This window comes from Pannonibacter phragmitetus DSM 14782 (genome assembly GCF_000382365.1).
Classification (GTDB): Bacteria; Pseudomonadota; Alphaproteobacteria; order Rhizobiales; family Stappiaceae; genus Pannonibacter; species Pannonibacter phragmitetus.
In genome coordinates this window covers 152,068-173,483 of record NZ_KB908220.1, presented here as the reverse complement: position 1 = coordinate 173,483, position 21,416 = coordinate 152,068, and the positions used below count along the sequence as shown (strand labels likewise).

Genomic DNA, 21,416 nt, shown 5'->3' with positions numbered 1-21,416 from the left:
CCATGACCTGGTCCATCGTTGCCCGTGATCCTGAAACCGGCCACCTCGGCATTGCCGTTGCCAGCCGCTTCTTTGCGGTTGGTTCCGCCGTCCCCTACATGCGCGGCGGCGTGGGCGCTGTTGCCACGCAAGCCTTCGTCAGTCCGCTTTACGGGACAGATGGCCTGGCGATGCTGGGCGAAGGCAAGAGCCCGCAGGAGATCATCGAGGTTCTGACGGAACGCGATGACGGCGCCGAACAGCGCCAGATGCATCTGATCGACGCTCAGGGCCGCAATGCAGTCTTCACCGGCAAGAAATGCGTCGACTGGGCCGGGCATCTCATCGGGGACAACGTATCCGTGGCTGGCAACATGCTTGCCGGTCCGCAGGTGCTGGAGCGGACCCTTGCCGCCTACAGGGACCTGTCAGCCGCTCCCTTTGCCGAGCGGCTGCTTGGTGCAATGGAGGCAGGGGAAGCGGCGGGCGGCGACAAGCGCGGCAAGCAGTCTGCCGCGCTCGTGATCTACCGGGATCAGGATTACGCCTGGCTCAGCATCCGCGCCGATGACCACGCTGAGCCGCTGCCGGAACTCTGGCGGCTCTACCGGGTGGCGCAGGAGCGTTACCTGCATGTGGCCGAGACCATGCCGACACGGGAAAACCCGCATGGCCTCATCGACCGGACCGAAATCGACCGGAAAATCGCAAGCCTCGAAGCCGAACGGCAGGCGGCCGGACGTGCTTCTTCCTCCTTCGCGACGCCGTGGACGCCGTCATGACCAATCCTGACCTGACCAGCCAGCCCGTTCTCTCCGTCCGCAACCTGACCACCGCCTTCCGGGCCGATGGTGGCTGGAGGCCGGTGGTGCGCAATGTGTCCTTCGATGTCTCAGCCGGAGAGACGCTGGCCATCGTGGGGGAGAGTGGATCGGGCAAGAGCGTCACATCCCTGTCGGTCATGCGGCTGCTGGCGCCGAAGTCCAGCCGGATCGAAGGGGAGGTGGTGCTGAATGGCCGCAACCTTCTTGACCTGTCCGAAAAGGCGATGCGGGGTTTGCGCGGCAACGAGGTCTCGATGATCTTTCAGGAGCCGATGACCTCGCTCAATCCGATCTTCACCATCGGGCGGCAGATCTCCGAGGTGCTGACGCGTCACAAGGGCATGACGAAGTCCGCAGCCCGTTCTGAGACGGTCCGTATGCTGGAACGGGTGCGCATTCCCAATGCCGCTGCCCGTTTCGACGAGTATCCGCACCAGTTTTCCGGCGGCATGCGCCAGCGTGTGATGATCGCCATGGCGCTGGCCTCCCGCCCGAAGCTGCTGATTGCCGATGAGCCGACGACCGCGCTCGACGTGACGATCCAGGGGCAGATCCTCGATCTGATCAAGGAGCTGCAGGACGAGGAAGGCATGGCCGTTCTCTTCATCACCCATGACATGGGCGTGGTGGCCGAGATTGCCGACCGCACCGTGGTGATGTTCCGGGGCGATGCGGTGGAGACCGGTCTGACCGGGGATATTTTCTATCGCGGCCAGCATCCCTATACCCGTGCGCTTCTGTCTGCCGTGCCGAGGCTTGGTTCCATGGAAGGCGAGGCGGCACCCTTGCGGTTCCCGGTTGTGGACACGGCCACCGGCGTCATCACCGCTCCGCCTGCTCCGGCTGCGCTTCCCGGGCACAGCCAGCCCGTGCTGCAGGTGAGAAACCTCGTCACCCGCTTCCCGGTGCGCTCGGGCCTCTTCAACCGGCAGACCGGCGCCGTGCATGCGGTGGAGAATATTTCCTTCGATCTGCGCCAGGGGGAAACGCTTGCCCTTGTGGGGGAATCAGGCTGCGGCAAGTCCACCACGGGCAGGTCTGTCATGCGGCTGATCGAACCCTCGTCCGGGGATATCCAGCTTGATGGCTTCGACGTCCGGAAACTGGACGCCGTGGAGCTGCAGCGGATGCGCAAGAGCGTGCAGATGATCTTTCAGGACCCGTTCTCCAGCCTCAATCCGCGCATGACGGTAGGTCAGGCCGTTGCGGAACCCTTCCTGAAGCATAAGCTTGGCGGCGTTCGGGAAGCGGCTGAAAAGACGGATTATCTGCTGGAGCGGGTGGGGCTATCGGCATCCATGAAGAACCGCTACCCGCATGAGTTCTCTGGCGGCCAGCGCCAGCGTATCGCCATTGCACGGGCGCTGTCGCTGGACCCGAAAGTGATCGTTGCGGACGAAAGCGTGTCGGCTCTCGATGTGTCGATCAAGGCGCAGGTCTGCAACCTGCTGATGGACCTGCAGGAAAGCCTGGATCTGGCCTTCCTCTTCATCAGCCATGACATGGCCGTCGTGGAGCGTGTCAGCCACCGCGTGGCAGTGATGTATCTCGGCGAGATCGTCGAGATCGGTCCGCGCGCTGCCGTCTTTGAGAACCCGCAGCATCCCTACACGAAGAAGCTGATGGCGGCCGTGCCGGTGCCCGATCCGGCCCGCCGGGGCATTCGCCGCGGCATTGCTGCCGATGAACTGCGAAGCCCCGTGCGCGCCAATGGCTATCAGCCGCCGGTGCGGGAGTACCGCGAGGTCTCGAAAGGGCATCTGGTGCAGGTAGCTTGATCAGTCGACGATGAAGAGCTTTGCTCCGGTGGTGGTGGAGGAGCGGTGCGGCTCGGCGCCATCGGCCACCTGATAGCTCATGCCCGGCTTGAGCAGAAAGGTGCGGCCATCCTCCAGCTCGGTCAGAAGCTGACCTTCGAGGCACAGGAGGATATGGCCCTTGGTGCACCAGTGGTCGGCGAGATAGCCGGGTGTGTATTCCACCATGCGCACCCGGATGCCGCCGAAGTGACGCGTGCGCCAGAAGGCGGCGCCGGTCTCGCCCTTGTGTTCCGTCCGCTCCACGGTGTCCCAGTCCGTGGTGCCGAAGGGAATGCCGTTCATCTGCATGGTACTGCCCTTGTTATCTTGGACGTGTCAGCGCGCCCGGTAGGCACGCAGCATCGAATAGCTGTAAAGCGCCAGCGCCGACCAGATCAGCACGAAGGCGGAGAGCTTCACCGGATTCATCGGCTCGCGGAACACGAAGACGGCGATCAGGAAGATGATTGTCGGCGTGATGTACTGCATCACGGCAATGGTCGAAAGCCGCAGCATCTTGGCCGCATTGGCATAGATCATCAGCGGAATGGCGGTGGCAACCCCGGCCGAGGCGAGAAGCCATGTGTCCAGCCGGGTGCCATGGGTGAAGTGGCCGGTGCCTGAGCTTTCCAGCCACAGAATGAAGGGCACTGCGGGAATGCTCAGCAGCGCGACCTCCAGGAAGAAGCCCTGATTGGGCCCCACCGGCAGCGTCTTGCGCAGGAAGGCATAGAAGCCCCAGCTGACGGTCAGCGTCAGCGAAATCCACGGCAGCCGTCCTGCATCCCACGTCAGGATGCCGACGGCCACGGCGACAAGCACGATCGCTGCGATCTGCGTGCGTGTCAGCTTTTCCTTGAGCACGATGGCGCCCAGCAGGATGCTGAAAAGCGGATTGATGAAATAGCCGAGGGCACCCTCGATCGCCTGGCCTGAGCCGACTGCATAGACATAGGTGCACCAGTTGATGGTGATGAGGCTGGCGGTGAGTGCGGCCATGCCCATGGTGCGGGGTGAGCGCACGGCAGCTTTCAGATCTCCGATGCGGCGTGTCGCCAGCAGGATCAGCGCTGCGCAGGGCACGGACCAGACCACCCGGTGGGCCAGCACCTCGAAAGGCGAGATATGCCCCAGTGCCTTCAGATAGATCGGCAGCAGGCCCCACAGGCCGTAAGCGGTGAGGGCATAGGCAAAACCCTTGGGGGTGTCGCCGGTCTGCTGCGGAACGGGGGGCGTATCCATCGCCATGGGCCTGACCTTGTCTTGTTGGGCCTCTTCCATAGGACGGAACCTTCTCCGGTTCCAATTCATTCCTATGCTGCAGGCATCAGCGTTGTTCATACCGCCGGTGGCTGCCATCTTGCCGCCGGGATTGGCATGTTCTGCTCAAGCCTTGTGTAGTAGGATCTGATGTGGGCCATTCGGGGTTCGAGAGGTTTCAGGGATGCGTAAGATTGCTTTTGCGCTCACTCTTGCAGTGGGAATGTTGAGTGCCGGTGTTGCCAACGCCTGGACGGCTCAGGCAACGGCGGACATCAACATGCGCTCCGGGCCTGGCACAGGCTATGCGCCCCTTCTGGTCATCCCGCGCGGTGCAGTGGTCGAAGCGGGCGCCTGCAGCAGCTGGTGTCAGGTGTTTTTCGCCGGTTACCGCGGCTTCGTGAGTGCCCGCTACCTGGCACCCGTGGGTGGCGGCGGCTACTATCAGCCCGCTCCGCCCCCGCCGCCCGTGGTCGTGGTGCCGCCTCCCTATTACCGTCCGGCCCCGCCTCCCTATTACCGGCCGGGTCCTCCGCCGGGCTACCGTCCGCCCCATCATCACCGCGACCGTTACAGGGATTACGAGCGCAGGCGGGATTACCATTGGGAGCGGTCCTGGTAAGGGCCTGTGCTGCATGCTTTTGAGCGAGTGAAATCTGCAAGGCTCGCGGCGGATTTGCGCTGCGGGTCTTTTGATTCTTTGCAAGCCTGTCGAACCAGCCGGCGCCCGCATGGGCGCCTTGGCAACAGCTGTGGCGGCAGCCGCTCCAAATCACCTTAAAGAAACCACAGATCCTGTGATTTCTGCCACAGTTCCGGACGCATTCTTCTCTAAATGCTGTATCTGCAAACAAGGATTCGCCGTCCCCGAATCCGGCTCGTCCGATCGGGCCGGAAAAAGGGATTTCAAAGGAGTACTGGAATGGCACTCAAGACAAAGGCCCCCTCAAACAGCCGCTCGCTTGCGCCGCACAGCGCGGCGCGAGGGTTGGCGCTGGGTCTGGGGCTGTCCCTTCTCGGCAGCGTTTCTGCCCTCGCCGCAGACCCGGTCGCCATGGTGCTGGACCGTTCTGAGGGCGTTCAGGCATCTGCCTTTACCGAACTCTTCCCCGGTGACGCCGTCGCGCTGGGCAGCGAAGGCTATGTCGATCTGCTTGACTACACCTCCTGCCGCGAAGTGCGTGTGACGGGCGGAACGGTGACTGCTGCCAGCTCAGGCCTTGAAGTGGTGGAAGGGCAGGAGACGGAACTGCGTCCGGGCAACTGCCTGCAGCAGCAGACCACCAATGCCGACACGGATGCCAGCAAGGGTCTCGCCACGACCCTGCGCAGCGTGCGTCCGGAAAACAAGGTGGCTGCGTCCCTGATGCTGCGCTTCGGCGATGATCTGAAGGAGCGCTATGACAGCGTCATGATCTCCGTCGATGGCGGTGAGCCGAAGGAATACAAGCTCGACGATGCCGCACTGCCGGAAATGCCGCTGACGACTCCGGAAGATGCGGCTGCGGCCATGGCTGGCGGCACCGTGCGCAACTCCGTGCCGGTTGAGCTGATGTTCAAGCCGAAGGAAGGCGCAGGGGACGCTGAAGTGCGTCAGTTTACGCTCGACCCCTCGGGCGTTGGCCGCGATACTGCTGTTGTCGTGGTGAAATGAACTGAGCCGGATGATCCTCGTTAAATGACCGGGCCCGGGCGGGCGCAGACCGCCGCAACAGAACGTATCAGGCTGAAGGCCGCGATGGTGCTCATCGCGGCCGCACTTGGTCTTGCGTCCGGCTTTGCCTCGATCCATGCGATTTGGGAAGGCTGGATGACCGACCGGCTGATGCAACTGCGCGCCGCTGCCGAACCTCTGCCGCAGGACCGGTTTCCGGTGGCTGTCGTCGGCCTTGACCAGGCATCGCTGACATCCAAACGGCTTGAAGCGATCCCGCGCGTGTTCATGTCCCAGGCGTTTGCCGAAGCGGGGTCCGGATTGTTCGAGGCGGGGGCAAAGGCCATCGGCCTCGATTTTGTTTTTGCCTTCAGCGCCGATTCCTTTGCCGACCCGCAGACAGGTGAGGCGCGGTTGCGCGGCTATGACCGCCAGTTCCTGCAGTTCCTGTATCAGAACCGGGGCCGTGTCGTCGTCGCGCGCACATCAACCGGTGTGCCGCACCGGTCCATTTCGGCCACGGCGGGCAATGAGGGGGTGCGCTCCACCGAGATTTTCACCAGCAACGACGGAGTGGTGCGCCGCCACAGACCGGCGGTGCCGCTGGAGAACTCGCCTGCCTTTGTGGATGCCATGCTCTCGCTGATGGGCGCGAATATCACCGAGCCTTACATGCCGCTTCCCGGCGCCCGGCTGGCCTCGACCGTGCCTTACCTGTCGCTGGTCGATGTGCTGGACATGATGGACAGCGAAGAGGGCCGGGCGAAGCTGCATGAATTTGCCGATGGCCGCGCCATTCTCTTCGGCAGCACCTTGCCGAATGAGGACGAGCATCTTTACCTCGACCGCTATCTGCCGCGGGAAGGCGTTCCGGGCGCAATCGAGGGCGCCATGGGCCGCCCGCCGGTGCGCACCGCGACCTCGGGCGTCTTCATTCTGGCCGATCTGATCGGCGCGCCGCTGACCGGCCGCTTTGCCACGGATGCGCCCTTTGCTGTTGTAGCGGGGCTGATCATCGCCTTTGCGCTTGCCGGTGCGCTGGCCGGGCTGAACCTGCCGCTGCCGAGCCTGCCTTTCGTGGCGGCCGGGCTCATCGGCGGCGGCGTTGCCATCGCCTTTGCGGCATTGATGGGGGGCAGTGTCCTGCCCGCCGGGGCGGCACCCTTTGCAGGCTTCATCGCGCTGATGGTGGCCGGTGTGGCGCAGGTGGCCGTGCTCAAGCGCCGCGAGCGTGAGCTGGTGCGCCTCTTCGGCCATTACTTGTCGCCGCAGGTGATCAAGACCATGGCCGAGCAGGAGCGCCTGTCGGATCTGGGCGGCGAAACCCGCCGCGTCGTCGTCGCCTTCATCGATATCGTCGGCTTCACCCGCATGTCGGAACAGCTGCCCGACCGTGAGGTGGTGAAGGTGGTGAACACCTGTTTCGAAGCCATCGGCGGCGAGATCACCCGCTTCGAAGGTTATATCGACAAATATATCGGCGATGCGGTGATGGCGATCTGGAACGCGCCGAACGACGTGGAGGCGCCCGAGCAGCACGCGGTGGATTGCGCCCTTGCGGTGGTTGCCATGCTGCCGGAGCTGCGCCGCCGCACCGGTCAGCCCGGACTGGATCTGCGCATCGCCATCAACGCAGGCCCCGCACTGGTGGGCGATATCGGCGGTGAGACGCGCCGTTCCTTCACTGTCATGGGCACCACCGTCAACACCGCCAGCCGCATCGAGACCATTGCCAAGGAAGCCGCCGTGCGCCTTGCCTTCAGCGGCTCGGTGGCGGAAGGCCTGAATGCCCCTGCGCTGCTGCCGCTCTGGAAAGGCACCTTGCGCGGCCTCTCCGTCGAGACGGAAGTGCTGACCCTTGATGACGCTGCGCTCTTCATGGAAGAAAGCGGGCCGCGCCTGCTTCTGGCCGGCGAAGACCCGGACCTGCCGGAAACCGGCATTCGCAGCGTCGCAGGCTAAGCGGCGCCAGTTTGGCTGAGGCTTGTATTTCTTCAATTCCCTGTTATCTATCGCGCAGCGGGCCGGGCCCCTCTGGCGATGCGCACTGAACTCCAAGAGCAGGCGCCTCGTGATGTCGGACCGCATCAAGTGCGCTTGATGCCATGCCCGGACTGCCGCCACGCGGACAATCACGTGTCATGACACGGCGCCGCCACGCGAGTGAGGCAAATCTTGGATATCCTGTTTCTGCTGTTTCTCGACAAGCCGCTCTGGATGTGGCTCGTCTTCCTGTCTCTGGTCATTGCGCTTCTGGTGTTCGACCTTGGTGTCCTGCACAAGGATGACCACGAGATCGGGGTTGCCGAAAGTCTCAAGCTTTCGGCCATGTACATCATTCTCGGCCTGTCTTTCTCCGGCTTCATTTTCTGGCAGATGGGCGGGGAAGCGGCCGCGCAGTATCTGACCGCCTTCGTGGTCGAAAAGACGCTGGCGATGGACAACATCTTCGTCATCGCGCTTATTTTCAGCTTCTTTGCCATTCCGCGCCAGTATCAGCACCGGGTGCTGTTCTGGGGTATTCTGGGCGTGATCCTGCTGCGCGGCATCATGATCGGCCTCGGCGCCACCATCGTCGAGCAATATCACTGGGTGCTGTATCTCTTCGCCGCCTTCCTGATCTTCACCGGCATCAAGATGCTGTTTGCCGGCGACGAGGAGCACAAGATCGAGGAGAACGCGCTAATCCGCTTCCTGAAGCGGCGGCTGCCGGTGACGGACGAGATCCACGGCCACAGTTTCATCGTGAAGCAGAAGGATCCGGCAACGGGCCGTCTGAAGCGTTTCGTCACGCCGCTGCTGCTGGCGCTGATCGTGATCGAGATCGCTGATGTGGTGTTTGCAGTGGATTCGGTTCCGGCCGTCTTCACCATCACCACCGACCCTTACGTGGTCTACACCTCCAACATCTTCGCCATCCTGGGCCTTCGCGCCCTCTATTTCGCGCTGGCTGCCATTCTGCACCGCTTCGCCTATCTCAAATATGCGCTGTCGCTGCTGCTGGTCTTCATCGGCTCGAAGATCTTCATTGCCGAGTTCATGGGCTGGCAGAAGTTCCCGCCGGAATGGTCGCTTGGAATTACCTTCGCGATCCTGGGCGCAGGGACCTTCTTCTCACTCTGGAAGACGGGCAGAGCGGAGAGCCGTTAAGGCCCGGATTTTCTAAATATATCCCGCCGGCAGACTGGCGCTGCCGGCGGGATTTTTGCTTGGGCAGGCCGGTTGCGGTACTGGCTGCATGGCTCCTGATGCCGGATTTCCGGTGCTTCATGCTCATTGGTGACCCATATGAGATCCACCCCAAATGTGCCGTTGCCCTGCGGGCTGGTCCGGCTCTAGATGGACTGGTGAAGCGGGGATCTGCCCCGCACAGGGAGAAGATGCCTTGAACGCCCGTGTCCCCAGCAACAGCACCTTGATGGAGACGGCATCTCCCGGCATGGCCGTCGAGTTGCTTGAAGGTGAAGCGGGCGGTTTTGCTGTGTTTGGGTTCCCCCGGCTTGCATCGCGTCTGTCGCCCGTCAATGCGCCATGGATTGCGGTTGGGCTCAGGATCGCCGGTATTCCGGCGGGGCTCGCTCTTGGTGTGGTGCAGGATAAGACCGCGCTCCTTCTCTCGCTGATGGTTGCCGCGCCCTTGAGGGACCAAGGCTATGGCCGCGGTTTGGCTGAGGCCTTCGCAGCGGAGGCGCAGACGCGGGGAGCGGTGATCGTGGACATTGGCTTTTCGTCGCGGATCGGCCAGCGGGATGCTCTGGTGCGGTGTCTTGGTGCGGCCGGCTTTTCTGTGCCGGAACTGGCCGAACTGATCACCACGGGCGAGGCCGGGGCGATGCTTGACGCCGTGAACCAGTGGCCCAGCATCATGAAGCGCCTGCGCAATCCGGAGAGCGCAAGTCTCGAGCCTTGGCGCGAACTGGACGGCGTGGATCTTGCGGCCGTGGAGGCGTTGTCACGCGAACCGGGCTATGTGCCCGGCATGGCGCCGCAGGCTGACCCCGAGACCTTCGACCCAGCCTGCTCCGTCGCTGTGCGCCGGAGTGGCCAGCTTCTGGGCTGGGTGGTGGCAGAGTCGCTGCCCGTGATCACGCTGGATGCCTACAGGGGGAGGAAAGGCGTGTGCTACCGGTCTGCCTATCTCACCCAGAGGCTCTGGCATACCGGGCTGCTGGTGGGTGCATACAGGGCTGCCTTTGAGGCGCAGGTCAACACCTATGGTCCGGGCTCCATTGCCGTCTTTCACACATCTATTCCCCGCATGGCGGCCATGGTGCGCCGCCGGTTCGGGCCGATTGCGCTGCAGGTCGACGAGCACTGGCGCATGAACAAGACCTTGGCATGCCAGAACATCGAAACAGCTTGAGCTGTTTCAAGGCGTCATGTGTCAGCATCGAAAACTTGGTATCAGGGCACCACTGCGCCCTTCAAACAGGAGAATAAGCATGGAAAAGATTGACTTGAACGTCCTCTTCGGCGTCGACACGGTTGAGAAGGTACGCGCACGCCTGAATGAGGATGCAGCCTTTCTGGCCGAGGCCAAGGCGGATCTGAATGCAGCTGTGAAGGCCCATTATGGCCTTGATCTGCCGGTGCCGATGGTTGTTTTCGAGGGTGACAAGGGCTGGACGGCCGGGCTTGCTCCGGATGACTCGCTGGCTGACAGTGAACTGGACCTCGTGGCCGGTGGTATTCCTCCGAGGCCGTCGATGAAAGACTTTGGAAAGGGTAGCAAGATCAGTTTCGGCTAAGCAGCTTCAGCCGCCACCCTTGCCGAGCCGCACCACGGCATCGGCCTGAGCCAGAATGGCGGGATTGTGGGTCACGATCAGAACCCCGGTCCCGTCTTTGCGCAGGGCTTCAAGCAGCCTTGAAATCTGGTCCGGATCGAGGCCGGTGACGGTCTCGTCCAGGATCAGGAAGTCAGGTTCGCGTGCCACGGCCCGGGCAATCAGCAGCCGCTGTACAAGGTTTTGCGAAACCACTCCTTCAGCCACCAGCGTCTGTACGCCCATGGGCAGCGTGGCAATTTCATCATCCAGTCCGGTGACGTGCAGGCCGCGGGCGATGGCCTCGTCCCGGAGCGGTGCCATGCCCAGTATGGCGGCGCGGATCGTGTCGAGACTGATGCTTTCGTCCTGAAAGACGCAACCGATGCGGCGCCGGTAGCTTGCCGGGTCGAGCCGGTCCTGCGGCTGGCCGTTCACCAGAATGCGTCCGCGTTCCGGGCTCTGGAAGCCCAGAAGCAGCTGGATCAACGTGGACTTGCCGCAGCCGGAGGGCCCGGTGAGGACTGTGACCGCGCCGCGCCGCAATGTCAGGCTGGCATTCTCCAGAACCTTTTCCTGTGCCCCGTGATAGCGGAAACTCAGGCCTTCGCAGCGGATTTCTTCAATGGGTGCAATGGCTGCCGGCAAGGCAGCGCCGGCCGTGCTGTCCTCCAGCCAGTCTAGCCCTTGCGGATTGTGCGGCAGAAGCGGGGGGCTCGCCTGCAGGGCGGCCGCGGCCAGTGTGGCAGCGGCGATTGCTCCTCCTGCGACGGCAAGGGAGGCTTCCGGGCCTGCGGCAAGCCATGCCGCAAATCCCGCTGCACCCGTCAGCAGGACTTCGAGGGCAGAGCGGTACGCGCCGACCCGCAGGTGCCGCCGGTGCAGGAGCCTGACCTCTGCCTCGAGCTTTCCCGTCTTCTGCAACAGCCAGTCCGCTTCGCCCATCAGCCGCAACTGCGGCAGGGCGGCTGCGGCAAGGCTTGAGGTTTGCTGCAGCTCTGCCGCGGGATGTTTCATCACCGCTTCAAGGCGCAGCTCCCGCCGCATCAGCCAGTGCCGGAGGGCAAGTCCGGGCAGTATCACGGCAGCAGCTGCGGCAAGGGGGGCAAGGCCGGTGGCTCCCAGCAGGCCGAGCGCGGGAAGCGCAAGGCCCAGCCCGGAGAGCCGCCCGCCCTTGCGCAGGCTGGCTTTGCGCGCCTTTACGACCTTGTTTGCAAGATGATCCGCAACAGATGCCGCCGAGGACTGGTTCAGCTGTGCAGGCGTGGCCCTTGCCAGCCTTTGCCAGATGGCGGAGGCGCTGGCCAGATCCGCGAGCCCAAGGCGGCGCAGATCCGCAGTCTGCCTCAGACCCACAGCAAGTGCCCCGCCCGCCGCCATCAAGGCAAGCCCGGCGCCAGCGGAGAGCGGGGAGGCGGCGAGGATCAGGGCAGCAGCAGGGGCATTGAAAGCCAGTCCCGCCAGCAGGGCGGCGCATGCCTCCTGCCACAGTGGAACGGCGCGCCCCAGCGGCGCAACAAGCGCGAGCGCTTGTGGCATCACATCGCCGGGGACCGGCGCGCGGCTTCTGCGGCCATCGGCCTGCACCAGAACCGGCATGCCGTTGCGTGTGTCGATCACCTTTGCTCGGCCACTGTCCTGCGCAAAGACGATGATCAACCCGGCATCCAGCAGGGGCCATTGCTGCCTGCCGTCTGGTGAGGGCATCAGCCGGACGCGGCGCAGAAGCAGTCCTTCATCCAGAGCGGCACGGCGCAGGTCCTCTTCGCTGGCATGGTCCGCCTGTGCGGCAAGGCGGGCAAGGCGCTGTGCGGTGTCAGGCATCGCGGCCTCCCAGCATAAGAGTGTGTGTGACCGCGTCCGCCGTCAGCGCCCTTGCGCCGCACAGGACGAGGGCCATGCCGGAGGCTGTCAGCCGCTGGCGCAGGCGCTCTTCCAGATCCGTTTCCAGCGCATCAAGGGTCTCGTCCAGCACCAGAACCTGCGGGCGGCGCAGGAGACAGCGGGCGACCATCAGGCGGCGCAATTGCCCGCCGCTGAGGCCGGGGCGTGCAGGCGTGAGCATCAGCGCAAGGCCGCCGCGCGGGGCCAGCACCGGCCACAGCTCCACCGTTTCAAGCGCGGCCATCAGCGTTTCATCAGCCAAGCCGCTTTGGCCGAGCCGCAGATTATCCGCCACGGTGCCTGCGAAAGGCGGCAGGGGCCTGTCTTCATGCAGAACGAGGCCGGGCCATTGTTCCGCCGCCGTGCTGATCGGCGTGCCGTTCAGCGAGATGTCTGCGCCCGGCATATGCTCGAGCCCGGCGATGGCGCGCAGCAGACGCGACTTGCCGCTGCCTGCTGCCCCCGTCACGGCCAGCGTTTCACCGGGCCTCAGGACTATCGTTTCTCCGTCAAGGCGCAGTGTCAGTTCGGCGGAGGCCGGACGCGGCAGGACTTCGGCGGTTTGCGGGCGTGTACCGTCCGTCAGATCGCACAAGGTGGCAGCCAGGGCGAGCAGCTGCGTCAACGCCGGAGCAAGCCCGCTCAGCTTTCCGGCCTGCCGGTGCAGAGTGGCGGCGAGAAGCGACAGCCCCAGAACGCTGCCGGCCGGGGCGCCTGCAAGCCCGTGGACGGCGGCGGCCCCAAGTGAGACCAGAAACAGCAGCGCAAGAAGGGCGTTGAGCCTTGCCGTTCTGCCGCCCGCCCGCTGCGCCTGATCAAGGCTGACCGCATGGGAGCCCGCAAGGCGCAGCGCCAGTTCATCACTGCGCCCGCCGCAAAGCCATGTTTCGATTCCGGCAAGCATCGCTGGAGATGGAACGGCAGGCGGCGTTTGAGCCAGCTCTTCCAGCGAGCCTTCCATCCGCGACAGCAGCGTGCCCCGGCGGTTTGTCATGGTCAGTGTCAGCAGCGCTGCGCCAAGCCCGCAGAGGCCAACCGCGAGCCCTGAAAGGCCGAAACCCATGCCAGCGGCGAGGGCCAGAAGCAGAAGGCCGGGGGCATCGGCCGTGCGCGAAACCCGGCAGCCTGCCGCCTCGGCTGCGGCCGGAAATGTCATCAGGTTTGCCGTCTGGCCGGACGTCCGGCGGGCAAACCAGTCCAGGTCCTGCGTGGCCATGAAGGCGCGCGTCTGCCGCTCCACCGTCTGCGCCAGGGCGCGCCCTGCCGACTGTCCCGCCCGGTGGCGGGCAAGAGCGGCCGTTCCGCCGGCAAGCCCGGCAGCGGAGAGCAGCAGCAGCGGCGTTGCGGTTTGCGTCAGGGCTGGGCCGTTGCTTGCGAGCAGAAAGGCCGCCAGCGCCACCGCTCCCTGCAGCGTCAAGGCGGCGAGCGCTGCCAGAGCAAGGCCCTTCCGCATGGGGCGGAGCACGGCAGTAAGCGGATGCTGTTGCGGTCTTTCAGCCTCAGCGGTGCGCAGCGGCTGCACCGTCAGAATGATGCCGGTGTAATCTTCGGCAAATTCGTGAAGCGGCAGCAACAGAGGGCCGCAGCCGGGGTCGTTGATGCGCACATGGCTGTCCGTCACCGCCTCAATCACGACGAAATGGATGAATCGGCTGTGGGCAATCACCGGCAGCGGCTTGCGGCGCAGATCTTCCAGCGTCCGGCGGAAGGCGGCCGCATGAAAGCCGTTCTGTCTGGCGAGCGTAATAAGCTGGCGGGCGGTGAGACCGAGCCGCGTCGAGCCTGCCTGCTGGCGCAGATCCTCCAGCGTCACGGTGCTGCCGTGATGGGCGAGCATGATCGCCAGCGCCGCGATGCCGCATTCTGAGGTTTCGCCCTGCCGGATATCCGGCGTGCGGGAGACCCGGTTCTGGCGGTTTTTCTGACGGTCTTTCTGGCGGTTTCGCAATCGGGGCAGAAGGGGCAGCATGAAGAAGCCGGACATGGTGCAGCGCGGCGGCTGGTGGTCTTTCGGGTCAAGGTCCGGGCAAGGAGTTTGCGCCTGCTTCGTCCCTGGAGAGTGATGGAGGACTTGGCGGCCGCATGCAAGCCTTGCGCCGGGGCTGCCAGCCTGCAATCTGTCTCAATCTGTCCCGGCAGCATCAATCGGCGGTGAGGAAACGGCGCGTGACGCAAAAGCCTGATAAGACAGCAGCTCCAACGCCGGAAAAGACCGCCCCCATGGCACCGAAGGGGGCAGGGCTGTTCAGCGCTCCCGCGCTCGCCCGCCTTTCGGCGACGGAAGATCTCGACCGTCCGGCCGGGCTTGCCGCTTTGCCGCGCGCAGGCGTCATGCTTGCCGTTGCCTTTGCCGCTGTTGCGGGCGCTGTGGCTCTGCTTTTGCGCTGATTTTTGCCGCAAGGGCAGGGAAGCGGCATGCGGAATACTACCAGTTTGACCGCCTTGCGGCTTTCGTGCTGACTTCGCCGGGCCTGCGAGCCCCTGCGAGTTTGCGCGCCGCGCCGTCCTCCCCACGGCAGTGTGCAGCCTGAAAGAGCCTCAGAGCCGGACTTTCCCTGACCACTTGCCCGAGGGCAGGCCCGCGCAAGCCTTTGTGTGCGGCCTGATCCCAACCCTGATTTCTGCCTTGCCGCATCATCCCGCCGGCTGGTGGCAACCCCGTGGCAAACTGTCATGGAAGTGCCAAGCCACCGCAACAATCCGGGTGCAGGATGCATGCGCAGGCTACGCGGAGGTGAAATGTGTTTTCGCTGCAAGGTCACAAGGCACTTGTCGTTGGAATTGCGAATGAAAACTCCATCGCCCACGGATGCGCCCGCGCGCTGAGGAGCCAGGGCGCCGATCTGGCGGTCACCTGGCTGAACAGCAAGGCGGAGCCCTATGTGCGGCCGCTGGCAGAGGAACTGGGGGCGGAAATCGTTGCGCCGCTCGATGTCGCCCAGCCAGGCCAGCTTGAGGCGCTTTTTCAGGACATAACCGAGCGCTGGGGGCGGCTGGACACGCTTGTCCATTCCATCGCCTTTGCCCCGCGTGAGGATCTGCATGGCCGGGTCATCGACTGCTCGTCCGGCGGGTTCTCGCTGGCCATGGATGTGTCGGTCCACTCCTTCCTGCGGATGATCCGGCTGGCCGAGCCGCTGATGCCGGAAGGGGGCTGCTGCCTGTCCGTCAGCTTCTTCGGTTCGTCCCGCGTCGTGCGCCACTACAACATGATGGGTCCGGTGAAGGCCGCGCTGGAAAGCGCAGTGCGCTATGCCGCAGCCGAACTCGGCCCGCAGGGCATCCGCGTTCACGCCCTTTCGCCCGGACCGCTGAAGACTCGCGCGGCCAGCGGCATCGGACACTTCGACGAGCTTCTGAGCCTTGCCTCCGAGCGGGCGCCCACACATCAGCTTGCCACCATTGAGGATGTGGGGGCTATGGCCGCCTTCCTCGCTTCCCCCGCAGCCCGCAACCTGACCGGTGGTGTCCATGACATCGACGGCGGTTTTTCGATCACCGCTTGAGGAGACGCCGTCATGGCCAATGTGTTTGATCTGTTTGATCCTTTCCTCCAGCCGCAGGTCCCGCGAGCGGAGGGCGATGTAATGGCCGCGCTGCAGGGCGCGCTCGCCTCAAGTGAAACCGAGATCGGCGCCGCATCGGCTACGGTGGACATCCTTAACACGGCCGTGGCGATCCACTCCCGCAGGATTTCCGAAGTGCATTCGCAGCGCGGCAAGGAAACGGTGGCCGCAGCCCATGCGCTGGTTGACGGCCTGCTGCTGCGCCAGAGGGATGGCGCTCTTGCCCATGACCTTGCCGAATATGCCCGTGATGCGCTGGAGCGCCTGGTGCTGACGGCCGATACGCTGCGCAAGCGCGGCGACATTTTTCTGGAGCATGAGGCGGCCGGTTGCCCGCCCGTGCTGATGTATGACTATGAAGTCGTCATGGACGGCAAGGATCTGCCTTATCCGTCCAACTACATGCTGCTGCGCATCGTGCCGCCGGAAGGCGTGACGGTGAATGAGAACCGCCGCCCCTATATCATCATCGACCCGCGTGCCGGTCATGGTCCGGGCATCGGCGGGTTCAAGGCGGACAGCCAGGTGGGCGTTGCTCTGCGCGCAGGGCACCCGGTCTATTTCGTTGCCTTCCGCCACATGCCGGAGCCGGGGCAGTACCTGTCCTATGTGGTGCGGGCGGAGGCCGAGTTCGTGCGCGAAGTGATGCGCCGTCATCCGAAGGCTTCCCGGCCCGTGGTGACGGGCAACTGCCAGGGCGGCTGGGCGGTGCTGCTGCTGGCCGCCACCAACCCGGACCTGACCGGGCCTGTCGTCATCAATGGCGCGCCGGTTGCCGCCTGGGCGGGCAAGGTGGGGGAAAACCCCATGCGCTACAATGCAGGCGTTCTGGGCGGCACCTGGGTGCCCATGTTCCTGTCGGATCTGGGCGGCGGCATCTTTGACGGCGCGCATCTGGTGCAGAATTTCGAAATGCTCAATCCGGGGCGCACGCTGTTCCGCAAGTACACGGACCTGTTCCGCGACATCGACAAGGGCGACAAGGCCTTCCTCGAGTTCGAAAAATGGTGGGGCGGCTTCTTCCTGATGACCGAGCCCGAGATCCGCTGGATCGTCGAGCAGCTTTTCGTCGGCAACCGCCTCGTCAAGAACGAGGCCCGTATCGAGCCGGGCCGCCCGGTGGATCTGAAGCAGATCCGGGCACCCATCATCGTCTTTGCCAGCCACGGCGACAACATCACGCCGCCGCAGCAGGCGCTCAACTGGATTATCGAGACCTATGCGGATGTGAACGAGATCCGCATCCGTGGCCAGCGGATTGTCTATATGGTGCATGATCAGGTCGGGCACCTGGGCATTTTCGTGTCCTCGCAGATCGCGCGGAAGGAGCATTCCGAGGTCGCCTCAACGCTCAAGACCATCGAGGCGCTGGCGCCGGGCCTTTATGAAATGCGCATCGAGGATGTGACGGAAAAGGACGGTCGGAAACACTTTACCGTCGGCTTCGCCGAGCGCAGTTTCGATGACATCCGGGCGCTGGATGACACCGTGGCCGACGAGCGCCCCTTCGCCGCCGTTGCCCGCGCCGCCGAAATTCAGGCTCAGGCCTATGACATGGCAGTGCGGCCGGTGGTCCGGCAGATGGTTTCCGGCACGGCTGCTGAAATGAGCCGGGCTCTCCACCCCATGCGTCTCAACCGGGCGCTGGCCTCCAGCCGCAATCCCCTTATGCGGCCGGTCGAAACCCTTGCCGGAAAGGTGCAGGCGGAGCGCAACAAGGCAGCTCCCGGCAATCCGTTCCTTGCCGCAGAAGCCCTCTGGGTGCAGGCCACCGAGCAGGCGATCGACTTCTGGCGTGACACCCGCGACATGGCCTATGAACTGACGTTCCATTCCATGTGGGGCACGCCCTGGGCCCGCGCCTTTGGCCGCACGCATGAAACCCGCCGCACGCTGAAGAGCCTGGGCGAGTTGCGCGGCCTGCCGGAAGTCGCCAATGCGCTGATGCAGATCGAGCAGGGCGGTTTCCCCGAGGCGGTGATCCGCATGCTGGTGCTGCTGGCCGAGAACCGGGGAGAGGTCCGCCGCGACCGGCTGGAGCGTTCGGCCCACGTGCTGACCAAGGACGAGCCCTTCCGCTCGCTTGGGGCTGAACACCGGGCGATGATCATCCATCAGCAGACCCTGATAGCCACCTACGAGACCGAACGGGCCATCGAGACGCTGCCGCTGTTGCTGCGTGACCCGGCAGAGCGCGAGCTGGCCCTCAAGGTGGTGCAATATATCCCTGGTGCCATCGAGGAAATGTCACCGCGCACCCTCGCCCTGTTGCAGCGGTTCCGTCAGGTGCTGCAGCTGGCGCCGGTGACCGGCGACGTGGCCGAAGATCCGCTGGCCGTGATCTCCAGCGAAGGCGCGGGCGAACAGGCCGCAGGCAACCTGCCGCATTAGGCGTGAACCCCGTCTGCGGGAACTGGTATGAGATGAGATACAAGGCGCCTGTCAGACCGAAGAATGCGGCGGGCCATCGGAGGACACGGCATGAAGGGTGCACTCAGCCCGGATGCAGCAGCGGCGCTGATCCCGGAAGGGGCGAGCGTGATGATCGGCGGTTTCATGGCCGTTGGCAGCCCTGAGCGCCTGATCGACGCCATGGTGGCGCGCGGGGCAGGTGGTCTGACGGTGATCGCCAATGACACCGCCATGCCGGGCAAGGGGATCGGCAAGCTGATTACCGCCGGGCTGGTCTCCCGCCTGATCGTCAGCCACATCGGCCTCAACCCCGAAACACAGGCGCGGATGATCGCGGGCGAGATCGACTGCGAGCTGGTGCCGCAGGGCACGCTGGTGGAGCGCATCCGCGCCGGCGGCATGGGGCTTGGCGGCGTGCTGACGCCCACGGGCCTTGCGACCGAGGTGGAAGAGGGCAAGCAGGTGATCGAGGTCGAAGGAAAGCGCTATCTGGTGGAGACCCCGCTGAAGGCGGATTTCTCCCTGATCGGTGCCTGGCAGGCCGATTATGTGGGCAATCTCAGTTATCTGCTGACGGCGCAGAACTTCAACCCGGTGATGGCGCTGGCCGGAAAGACGGTCATCGCCGAGGCCGAGAGCATTGTGCCCGTTGGCGTGATCCCGCCGGATGGGGTGAAGACGCCGGGTGTACTGGTCGACCATCTTCTGGTCAGGGCAGCGTGAGGGAGGCCAGCATGGACAGCAAGGAACTCATCGCCCGCCGTGTTGCGCGGGAAATCCGGCCGGGATCGCTGGTGAACCTCGGCATTGGCCTGCCGTCGATGGTGGCGAATTTCGTGCCGTCGTCTGCCGGTGTGTTCTTCCAAGCCGAAAACGGCGTGATCGGCCTTGGCGCCCGTCCGCCGGAAGGCATGGAAGACCGGCATCTGACGGATGCGGGCGGCGGCTTTGTCACGGCTGTGCCGGGGGCTGCCAGCATCGACAGCGCCATGAGCTTCGGCCTGATCCGGGGCGGGCATCTGGACATGACGGTTCTGGGCGGGCTGCAGGTCGACGAGGCCGGGCATCTGGCCAACTGGAAGGTGCCGGGCAAGATGGTGCCGGGCATGGGTGGCGCCATGGATCTGGTGACGGGCGCGGCGCGCGTCGTGGTCGCCATGCAGCATGCTGCCCGCGGGGAATCGAAGATCGTGCCGGAACTCATCCTGCCGCTGACGGCGCTGCGCCGTGTCGATCTGGTGGTGACGGATCTGGCGGTGATCGAGCCGATGAATGAGGGCCTGTTCCTGCGCGAAAGGGCGCCGGGCGTCAGTGTCGAGGCGATTGTTGCCGCCACAGCCGCAAGGCTCATCATTCCGGACCACGTGCCGGAAATGATCCTGGCCTGAGGCGGTATATCTGAGATCCCAGAGCTTTGCAGGCAGAGGTTATACTGCTTTGGAAGCCGCTGCTGCGGGTGCCGGGGATGGGACTGGAGCGGTGGCGGTGCTGTCAGAGGCGCTTCCGGACTCCCGGCCGGACTTTCGGGCCGGACCCACCCGGCCTGGAGAAAGGCTGTGGCCAAGCGGCACAAACTCGCTTAGAGCTTCACCTCCGGAAACCTGCAGCCGCCCGAGGAGTGCCCGAGCTTGCCCGATATCCATCTGACGCCGGCTGTTGCAACGGTTCTGTTCATCGTGGCCTGTCTGGCAGGCTACAGCTACAGGCGTGTGTGGAAGGCGGAAGGCCCCAGATGGCAGCTCTGGCTCTACGGATTGCTGGCCGCAACAACGCTGCTGGTTCTGGCTTTCGTGCCTCTGGTGCCAGGCCGCTGAGGTGCCGGGGCACTGAGGTATTTGGCACCGGCAAAGTCTGGTGAGGCAGCAGGGCGGTCAGGAGGCCTGATTGGCCTCCGCCATCTTCTGGCGCTTGCGCGGGCAGGCCATGCGCTCATGCAGCGGGCTGTTCGGATCGATCTCGCGCTTGCACACAAGGCAATGATCGGCGCCGGAAATCGCGTTCAGTCCGCCGCAGCTTCCCTTGATGGTGCGCCCCGACACGATCACCCCGACCGCCATGCCCAGCACCACAATCAGGAACAGAACAAAAGCGATCGCCAGGGTTGCCATGGGTGCTGTCCTTGCCTGTTCAGGCCGTCAGGGATGCCAGACGGCTGCTTTCGCTGGTGATGAGCTTGGCGCCGGAGGTCTCGATGAACATGACCGCAAGGCCCTGCGCCTCGGCGATTTCCAGCCCGCGCTCACGGCCCAGCACCAGCATGGCCGTAGCCCATGCGTCCGCCAGCATTGCGTTTTCGGCCAGAACGGTCGCAGACACGGTCGCGTGGGTGATCGGACGGCCCGTGGTGGGGTCGATGATATGCGAGTAGCGCTTGCCGTCAGCTTCGAAATAGTTGCGGTAGTCGCCCGACGTGGCCATGCCAAGCCCGGACACGCCGATCTTGCGATGCACTCCGGCCTCGCCTGCGAGCGGAATCTCGATGCCGATCTGCCAGGGCAGGCCCGCGCCGTTGCGGCCCGATGCGTAAAGGTCGCCGCCAATCTCGATCATGAAATCAGTCAGGCCTGCCGTGCGCAGTGCCTCTGCCACCTGGTCGGCACCATATCCCTTGCCGATGGCCGAGAGGTAGATGCTGGTGCGGGAAGCCGACTTGACGAGCGAGCCATTGGCCAGCGTCAGCATGCGGGACTGGCCCACGATGTCCATAACCGGAGCAATTTCCGCGTCCTGCAGCGCGCGCTGCTGCACCTGCGCCGCGCCAAATCCCCAGAGGTCGATCAGCGGGCCGGACGTGATGTCGAACCGGCCTTCGCTGGCCAGATGCACGGATTGTGCGGCACTGAGTACGGTGTTCATCCCCGGCGACAGGTTCAGCGGCTCACCGGCAGCGGCGGCGTTGATGCGCGACAGATCGGAGGCCTTGTCCCAGTTCGACATCGCGCGGGTCACATCCGCCAGCGCTGCCTGAACCTTTGCGGTCAGATCCTTCGCGTCCACGTCCTGTCCGTGGCTCACAGCCGTGATATTCCAGGTTGTACCCATGGTCTGTCCCGTCAGCTTCAGCAGCTCAGACCCCGGCTTGCAGGCAGCGAGTGCGGCCGTCATGATCAGGAAGGATCGCCGGGAAATCGAGGTCAGACCAGACACTGGAGTTTCTCCATTTTATGAATGCAGGGGGCACAAAGCGCCACGAGTTTGGTCGTGAATACGTCCTGATGCCAGTCTCTGCAACTGAAACCGTAATTGGGCAAAAAAAAACCGGACATGTCCCG

General features: G+C 64.4%; 20 protein-coding genes. 14 read left to right on the top strand and 6 right to left on the bottom strand.

The features are described from left to right. Positions 1–2: 2 nt before the first annotated feature. Together H163_RS0111770 and H163_RS0111765 are read left to right on the top strand one after the other, a co-directional pair. Positions 3–761 carry a DUF1028 domain-containing protein gene (locus H163_RS0111770; protein ID WP_019964784.1) on the top strand — a complete coding sequence of 253 codons (759 nt, stop codon included), beginning with the start codon at positions 3–5 and terminating at the stop codon, positions 759–761. Then, the gene (locus H163_RS0111765) at positions 758–2,581 is read left to right on the top strand and encodes an ABC transporter ATP-binding protein (protein ID WP_019964783.1); all 1,824 of its coding nucleotides are present in this window, start codon (positions 758–760) and stop codon (positions 2,579–2,581) included. Before H163_RS0111770 ends, H163_RS0111765 begins: the two co-directional genes overlap by 4 nt. On the opposite strand, the gene H163_RS0111760 is transcribed toward H163_RS0111765, so the two are convergent. Both H163_RS0111760 and rarD read right to left on the bottom strand, forming a co-directional pair. Beyond that, positions 2,582–2,911 (bottom strand): DHCW motif cupin fold protein, encoded by a 330-nt coding sequence (locus H163_RS0111760; protein WP_019964782.1) that lies wholly within the window; start codon positions 2,909–2,911, stop codon positions 2,582–2,584. Between the two features lie 27 nt (positions 2,912–2,938). Beyond that, complete coding sequence (gene rarD, locus H163_RS0111755) at positions 2,939–3,850, bottom strand: EamA family transporter RarD (protein ID WP_026355754.1); 912 nt, start codon at positions 3,848–3,850, stop codon at positions 2,939–2,941. A gap of 196 nt (positions 3,851–4,046) precedes the next feature. Here rarD and H163_RS23685 point away from each other — a divergent pair, with 196 nt between their 5' ends. The 6 genes from H163_RS23685 to H163_RS0111725 all read left to right on the top strand — a co-directional run bounded on the left by H163_RS23685 (position 4,047) and on the right by H163_RS0111725 (position 10,264). Next, positions 4,047–4,484 (top strand): SH3 domain-containing protein, encoded by a 438-nt coding sequence (locus H163_RS23685; protein ID WP_051105375.1) that lies wholly within the window; start codon positions 4,047–4,049, stop codon positions 4,482–4,484. Positions 4,485–4,784: 300 nt separating this feature from the next. Then, on the top strand, positions 4,785–5,516 hold the full coding sequence (locus tag H163_RS0111745) for a hypothetical protein (protein ID WP_208975378.1): 732 nt from the start codon (positions 4,785–4,787) through the stop codon (positions 5,514–5,516). A gap of 24 nt (positions 5,517–5,540) precedes the next feature. Continuing rightward, a complete protein-coding gene (locus H163_RS0111740) occupies positions 5,541–7,478 on the top strand; it encodes an adenylate/guanylate cyclase domain-containing protein (protein WP_019964778.1) in 1,938 nt (645 codons plus the stop codon). A gap of 213 nt (positions 7,479–7,691) precedes the next feature. Continuing rightward, a complete protein-coding gene (locus tag H163_RS0111735) occupies positions 7,692–8,666 on the top strand; it encodes a TerC family protein (RefSeq protein ID WP_019964777.1) in 975 nt (324 codons plus the stop codon). Between the two features lie 235 nt (positions 8,667–8,901). Next, positions 8,902–9,879, top strand: a complete 978-nt coding sequence (locus tag H163_RS0111730; RefSeq protein WP_147290427.1) for a hypothetical protein — start codon at positions 8,902–8,904, stop codon at positions 9,877–9,879. A gap of 79 nt (positions 9,880–9,958) precedes the next feature. Further along, positions 9,959–10,264: a hypothetical protein gene (locus tag H163_RS0111725; RefSeq protein WP_019964775.1), complete on the top strand. Its 306-nt coding sequence runs from the start codon at positions 9,959–9,961 to the stop codon at positions 10,262–10,264. 6 nt (positions 10,265–10,270) lie between these two features. Here the strand turns inward: H163_RS0111725 and H163_RS0111720 are convergent, their stop codons facing one another. Then, the gene (locus H163_RS0111720) at positions 10,271–12,106 is read right to left on the bottom strand and encodes an ATP-binding cassette domain-containing protein (RefSeq protein WP_019964774.1); all 1,836 of its coding nucleotides are present in this window, start codon (positions 12,104–12,106) and stop codon (positions 10,271–10,273) included. After that, entirely contained in the window at positions 12,099–14,135 is a 2,037-nt protein-coding gene (locus tag H163_RS0111715; protein WP_169445924.1) for a cysteine peptidase family C39 domain-containing protein, read from the bottom strand. Before H163_RS0111715 ends, H163_RS0111720 begins: the two co-directional genes overlap by 8 nt. A gap of 251 nt (positions 14,136–14,386) precedes the next feature. On the opposite strand from H163_RS0111715, the gene H163_RS24380 reads away from it, so the two are divergent. The 6 genes from H163_RS24380 to H163_RS0111685 all read left to right on the top strand — a co-directional run bounded on the left by H163_RS24380 (position 14,387) and on the right by H163_RS0111685 (position 19,958). Next, a complete protein-coding gene (locus H163_RS24380) occupies positions 14,387–14,554 on the top strand; it encodes a hypothetical protein (protein WP_019964772.1) in 168 nt (55 codons plus the stop codon). Between the two features lie 353 nt (positions 14,555–14,907). Then, complete coding sequence (fabI, locus tag H163_RS0111705) at positions 14,908–15,672, top strand: enoyl-ACP reductase FabI (RefSeq protein ID WP_019964771.1); 765 nt, start codon at positions 14,908–14,910, stop codon at positions 15,670–15,672. Between the two features lie 12 nt (positions 15,673–15,684). Next, positions 15,685–18,123 (top strand): DUF3141 domain-containing protein, encoded by a 2,439-nt coding sequence (locus H163_RS0111700; RefSeq protein ID WP_019964770.1) that lies wholly within the window; start codon positions 15,685–15,687, stop codon positions 18,121–18,123. A 90-nt stretch (positions 18,124–18,213) separates the two neighbouring features. After that, complete coding sequence (locus H163_RS0111695) at positions 18,214–18,867, top strand: CoA transferase subunit A (protein WP_026355753.1); 654 nt, start codon at positions 18,214–18,216, stop codon at positions 18,865–18,867. Positions 18,868–18,878: 11 nt separating this feature from the next. Next, positions 18,879–19,532, top strand: coding sequence for a 3-oxoacid CoA-transferase subunit B (locus tag H163_RS0111690; RefSeq protein WP_019964768.1), 654 nt, complete (start codon positions 18,879–18,881; stop codon positions 19,530–19,532). A 240-nt stretch (positions 19,533–19,772) separates the two neighbouring features. Further along, positions 19,773–19,958 (top strand): hypothetical protein, encoded by a 186-nt coding sequence (locus H163_RS0111685; protein WP_019964767.1) that lies wholly within the window; start codon positions 19,773–19,775, stop codon positions 19,956–19,958. Positions 19,959–20,015: 57 nt separating this feature from the next. Here H163_RS0111685 and nqrM read toward each other — a convergent pair whose 3' ends face one another. Next, positions 20,016–20,252, bottom strand: a complete 237-nt coding sequence (gene nqrM, locus H163_RS0111680) for a (Na+)-NQR maturation NqrM (RefSeq protein ID WP_019964766.1) — start codon at positions 20,250–20,252, stop codon at positions 20,016–20,018. Between the two features lie 19 nt (positions 20,253–20,271). Further along, positions 20,272–21,291 carry an FAD:protein FMN transferase gene (locus H163_RS0111675; protein WP_040678704.1) on the bottom strand — a complete coding sequence of 340 codons (1,020 nt, stop codon included), beginning with the start codon at positions 21,289–21,291 and terminating at the stop codon, positions 20,272–20,274. Positions 21,292–21,416 lie beyond the last annotated feature (125 nt).

What these genes read in the sequence shown, in the direction of transcription:
- H163_RS0111770 (WP_019964784.1), top strand. Translation starts at nt 3, where the DNA reads ATGACCTGGTCCATCGTTGCCCGTGATCCTGAAACCGGCCACCTCGGC.
- H163_RS0111715 (WP_169445924.1), bottom strand. Translation starts at nt 14,135, where the DNA reads ATGCTGCCCCTTCTGCCCCGATTGCGAAACCGCCAGAAAGACCGTCAG.
- rarD (WP_026355754.1), bottom strand. Translation starts at nt 3,850, where the DNA reads ATGGCGATGGATACGCCCCCCGTTCCGCAGCAGACCGGCGACACCCCC.
- H163_RS0111740 (WP_019964778.1), top strand. Translation starts at nt 5,541, where the DNA reads ATGACCGGGCCCGGGCGGGCGCAGACCGCCGCAACAGAACGTATCAGG.
- H163_RS0111725 (WP_019964775.1), top strand. Translation starts at nt 9,959, where the DNA reads ATGGAAAAGATTGACTTGAACGTCCTCTTCGGCGTCGACACGGTTGAG.
- H163_RS0111720 (WP_019964774.1), bottom strand. Translation starts at nt 12,106, where the DNA reads ATGCCTGACACCGCACAGCGCCTTGCCCGCCTTGCCGCACAGGCGGAC.
- H163_RS0111695 (WP_026355753.1), top strand. Translation starts at nt 18,214, where the DNA reads ATGAAGGGTGCACTCAGCCCGGATGCAGCAGCGGCGCTGATCCCGGAA.
- H163_RS23685 (WP_051105375.1), top strand. Translation starts at nt 4,047, where the DNA reads ATGCGTAAGATTGCTTTTGCGCTCACTCTTGCAGTGGGAATGTTGAGT.
- H163_RS0111690 (WP_019964768.1), top strand. Translation starts at nt 18,879, where the DNA reads ATGGACAGCAAGGAACTCATCGCCCGCCGTGTTGCGCGGGAAATCCGG.
- H163_RS0111765 (WP_019964783.1), top strand. Translation starts at nt 758, where the DNA reads ATGACCAATCCTGACCTGACCAGCCAGCCCGTTCTCTCCGTCCGCAAC.
- nqrM (WP_019964766.1), bottom strand. Translation starts at nt 20,252, where the DNA reads ATGGCAACCCTGGCGATCGCTTTTGTTCTGTTCCTGATTGTGGTGCTG.
- H163_RS0111745 (WP_208975378.1), top strand. Translation starts at nt 4,785, where the DNA reads ATGGCACTCAAGACAAAGGCCCCCTCAAACAGCCGCTCGCTTGCGCCG.
- H163_RS0111760 (WP_019964782.1), bottom strand. Translation starts at nt 2,911, where the DNA reads ATGCAGATGAACGGCATTCCCTTCGGCACCACGGACTGGGACACCGTG.
- H163_RS24380 (WP_019964772.1), top strand. Translation starts at nt 14,387, where the DNA reads ATGGCACCGAAGGGGGCAGGGCTGTTCAGCGCTCCCGCGCTCGCCCGC.
- H163_RS0111700 (WP_019964770.1), top strand. Translation starts at nt 15,685, where the DNA reads ATGGCCAATGTGTTTGATCTGTTTGATCCTTTCCTCCAGCCGCAGGTC.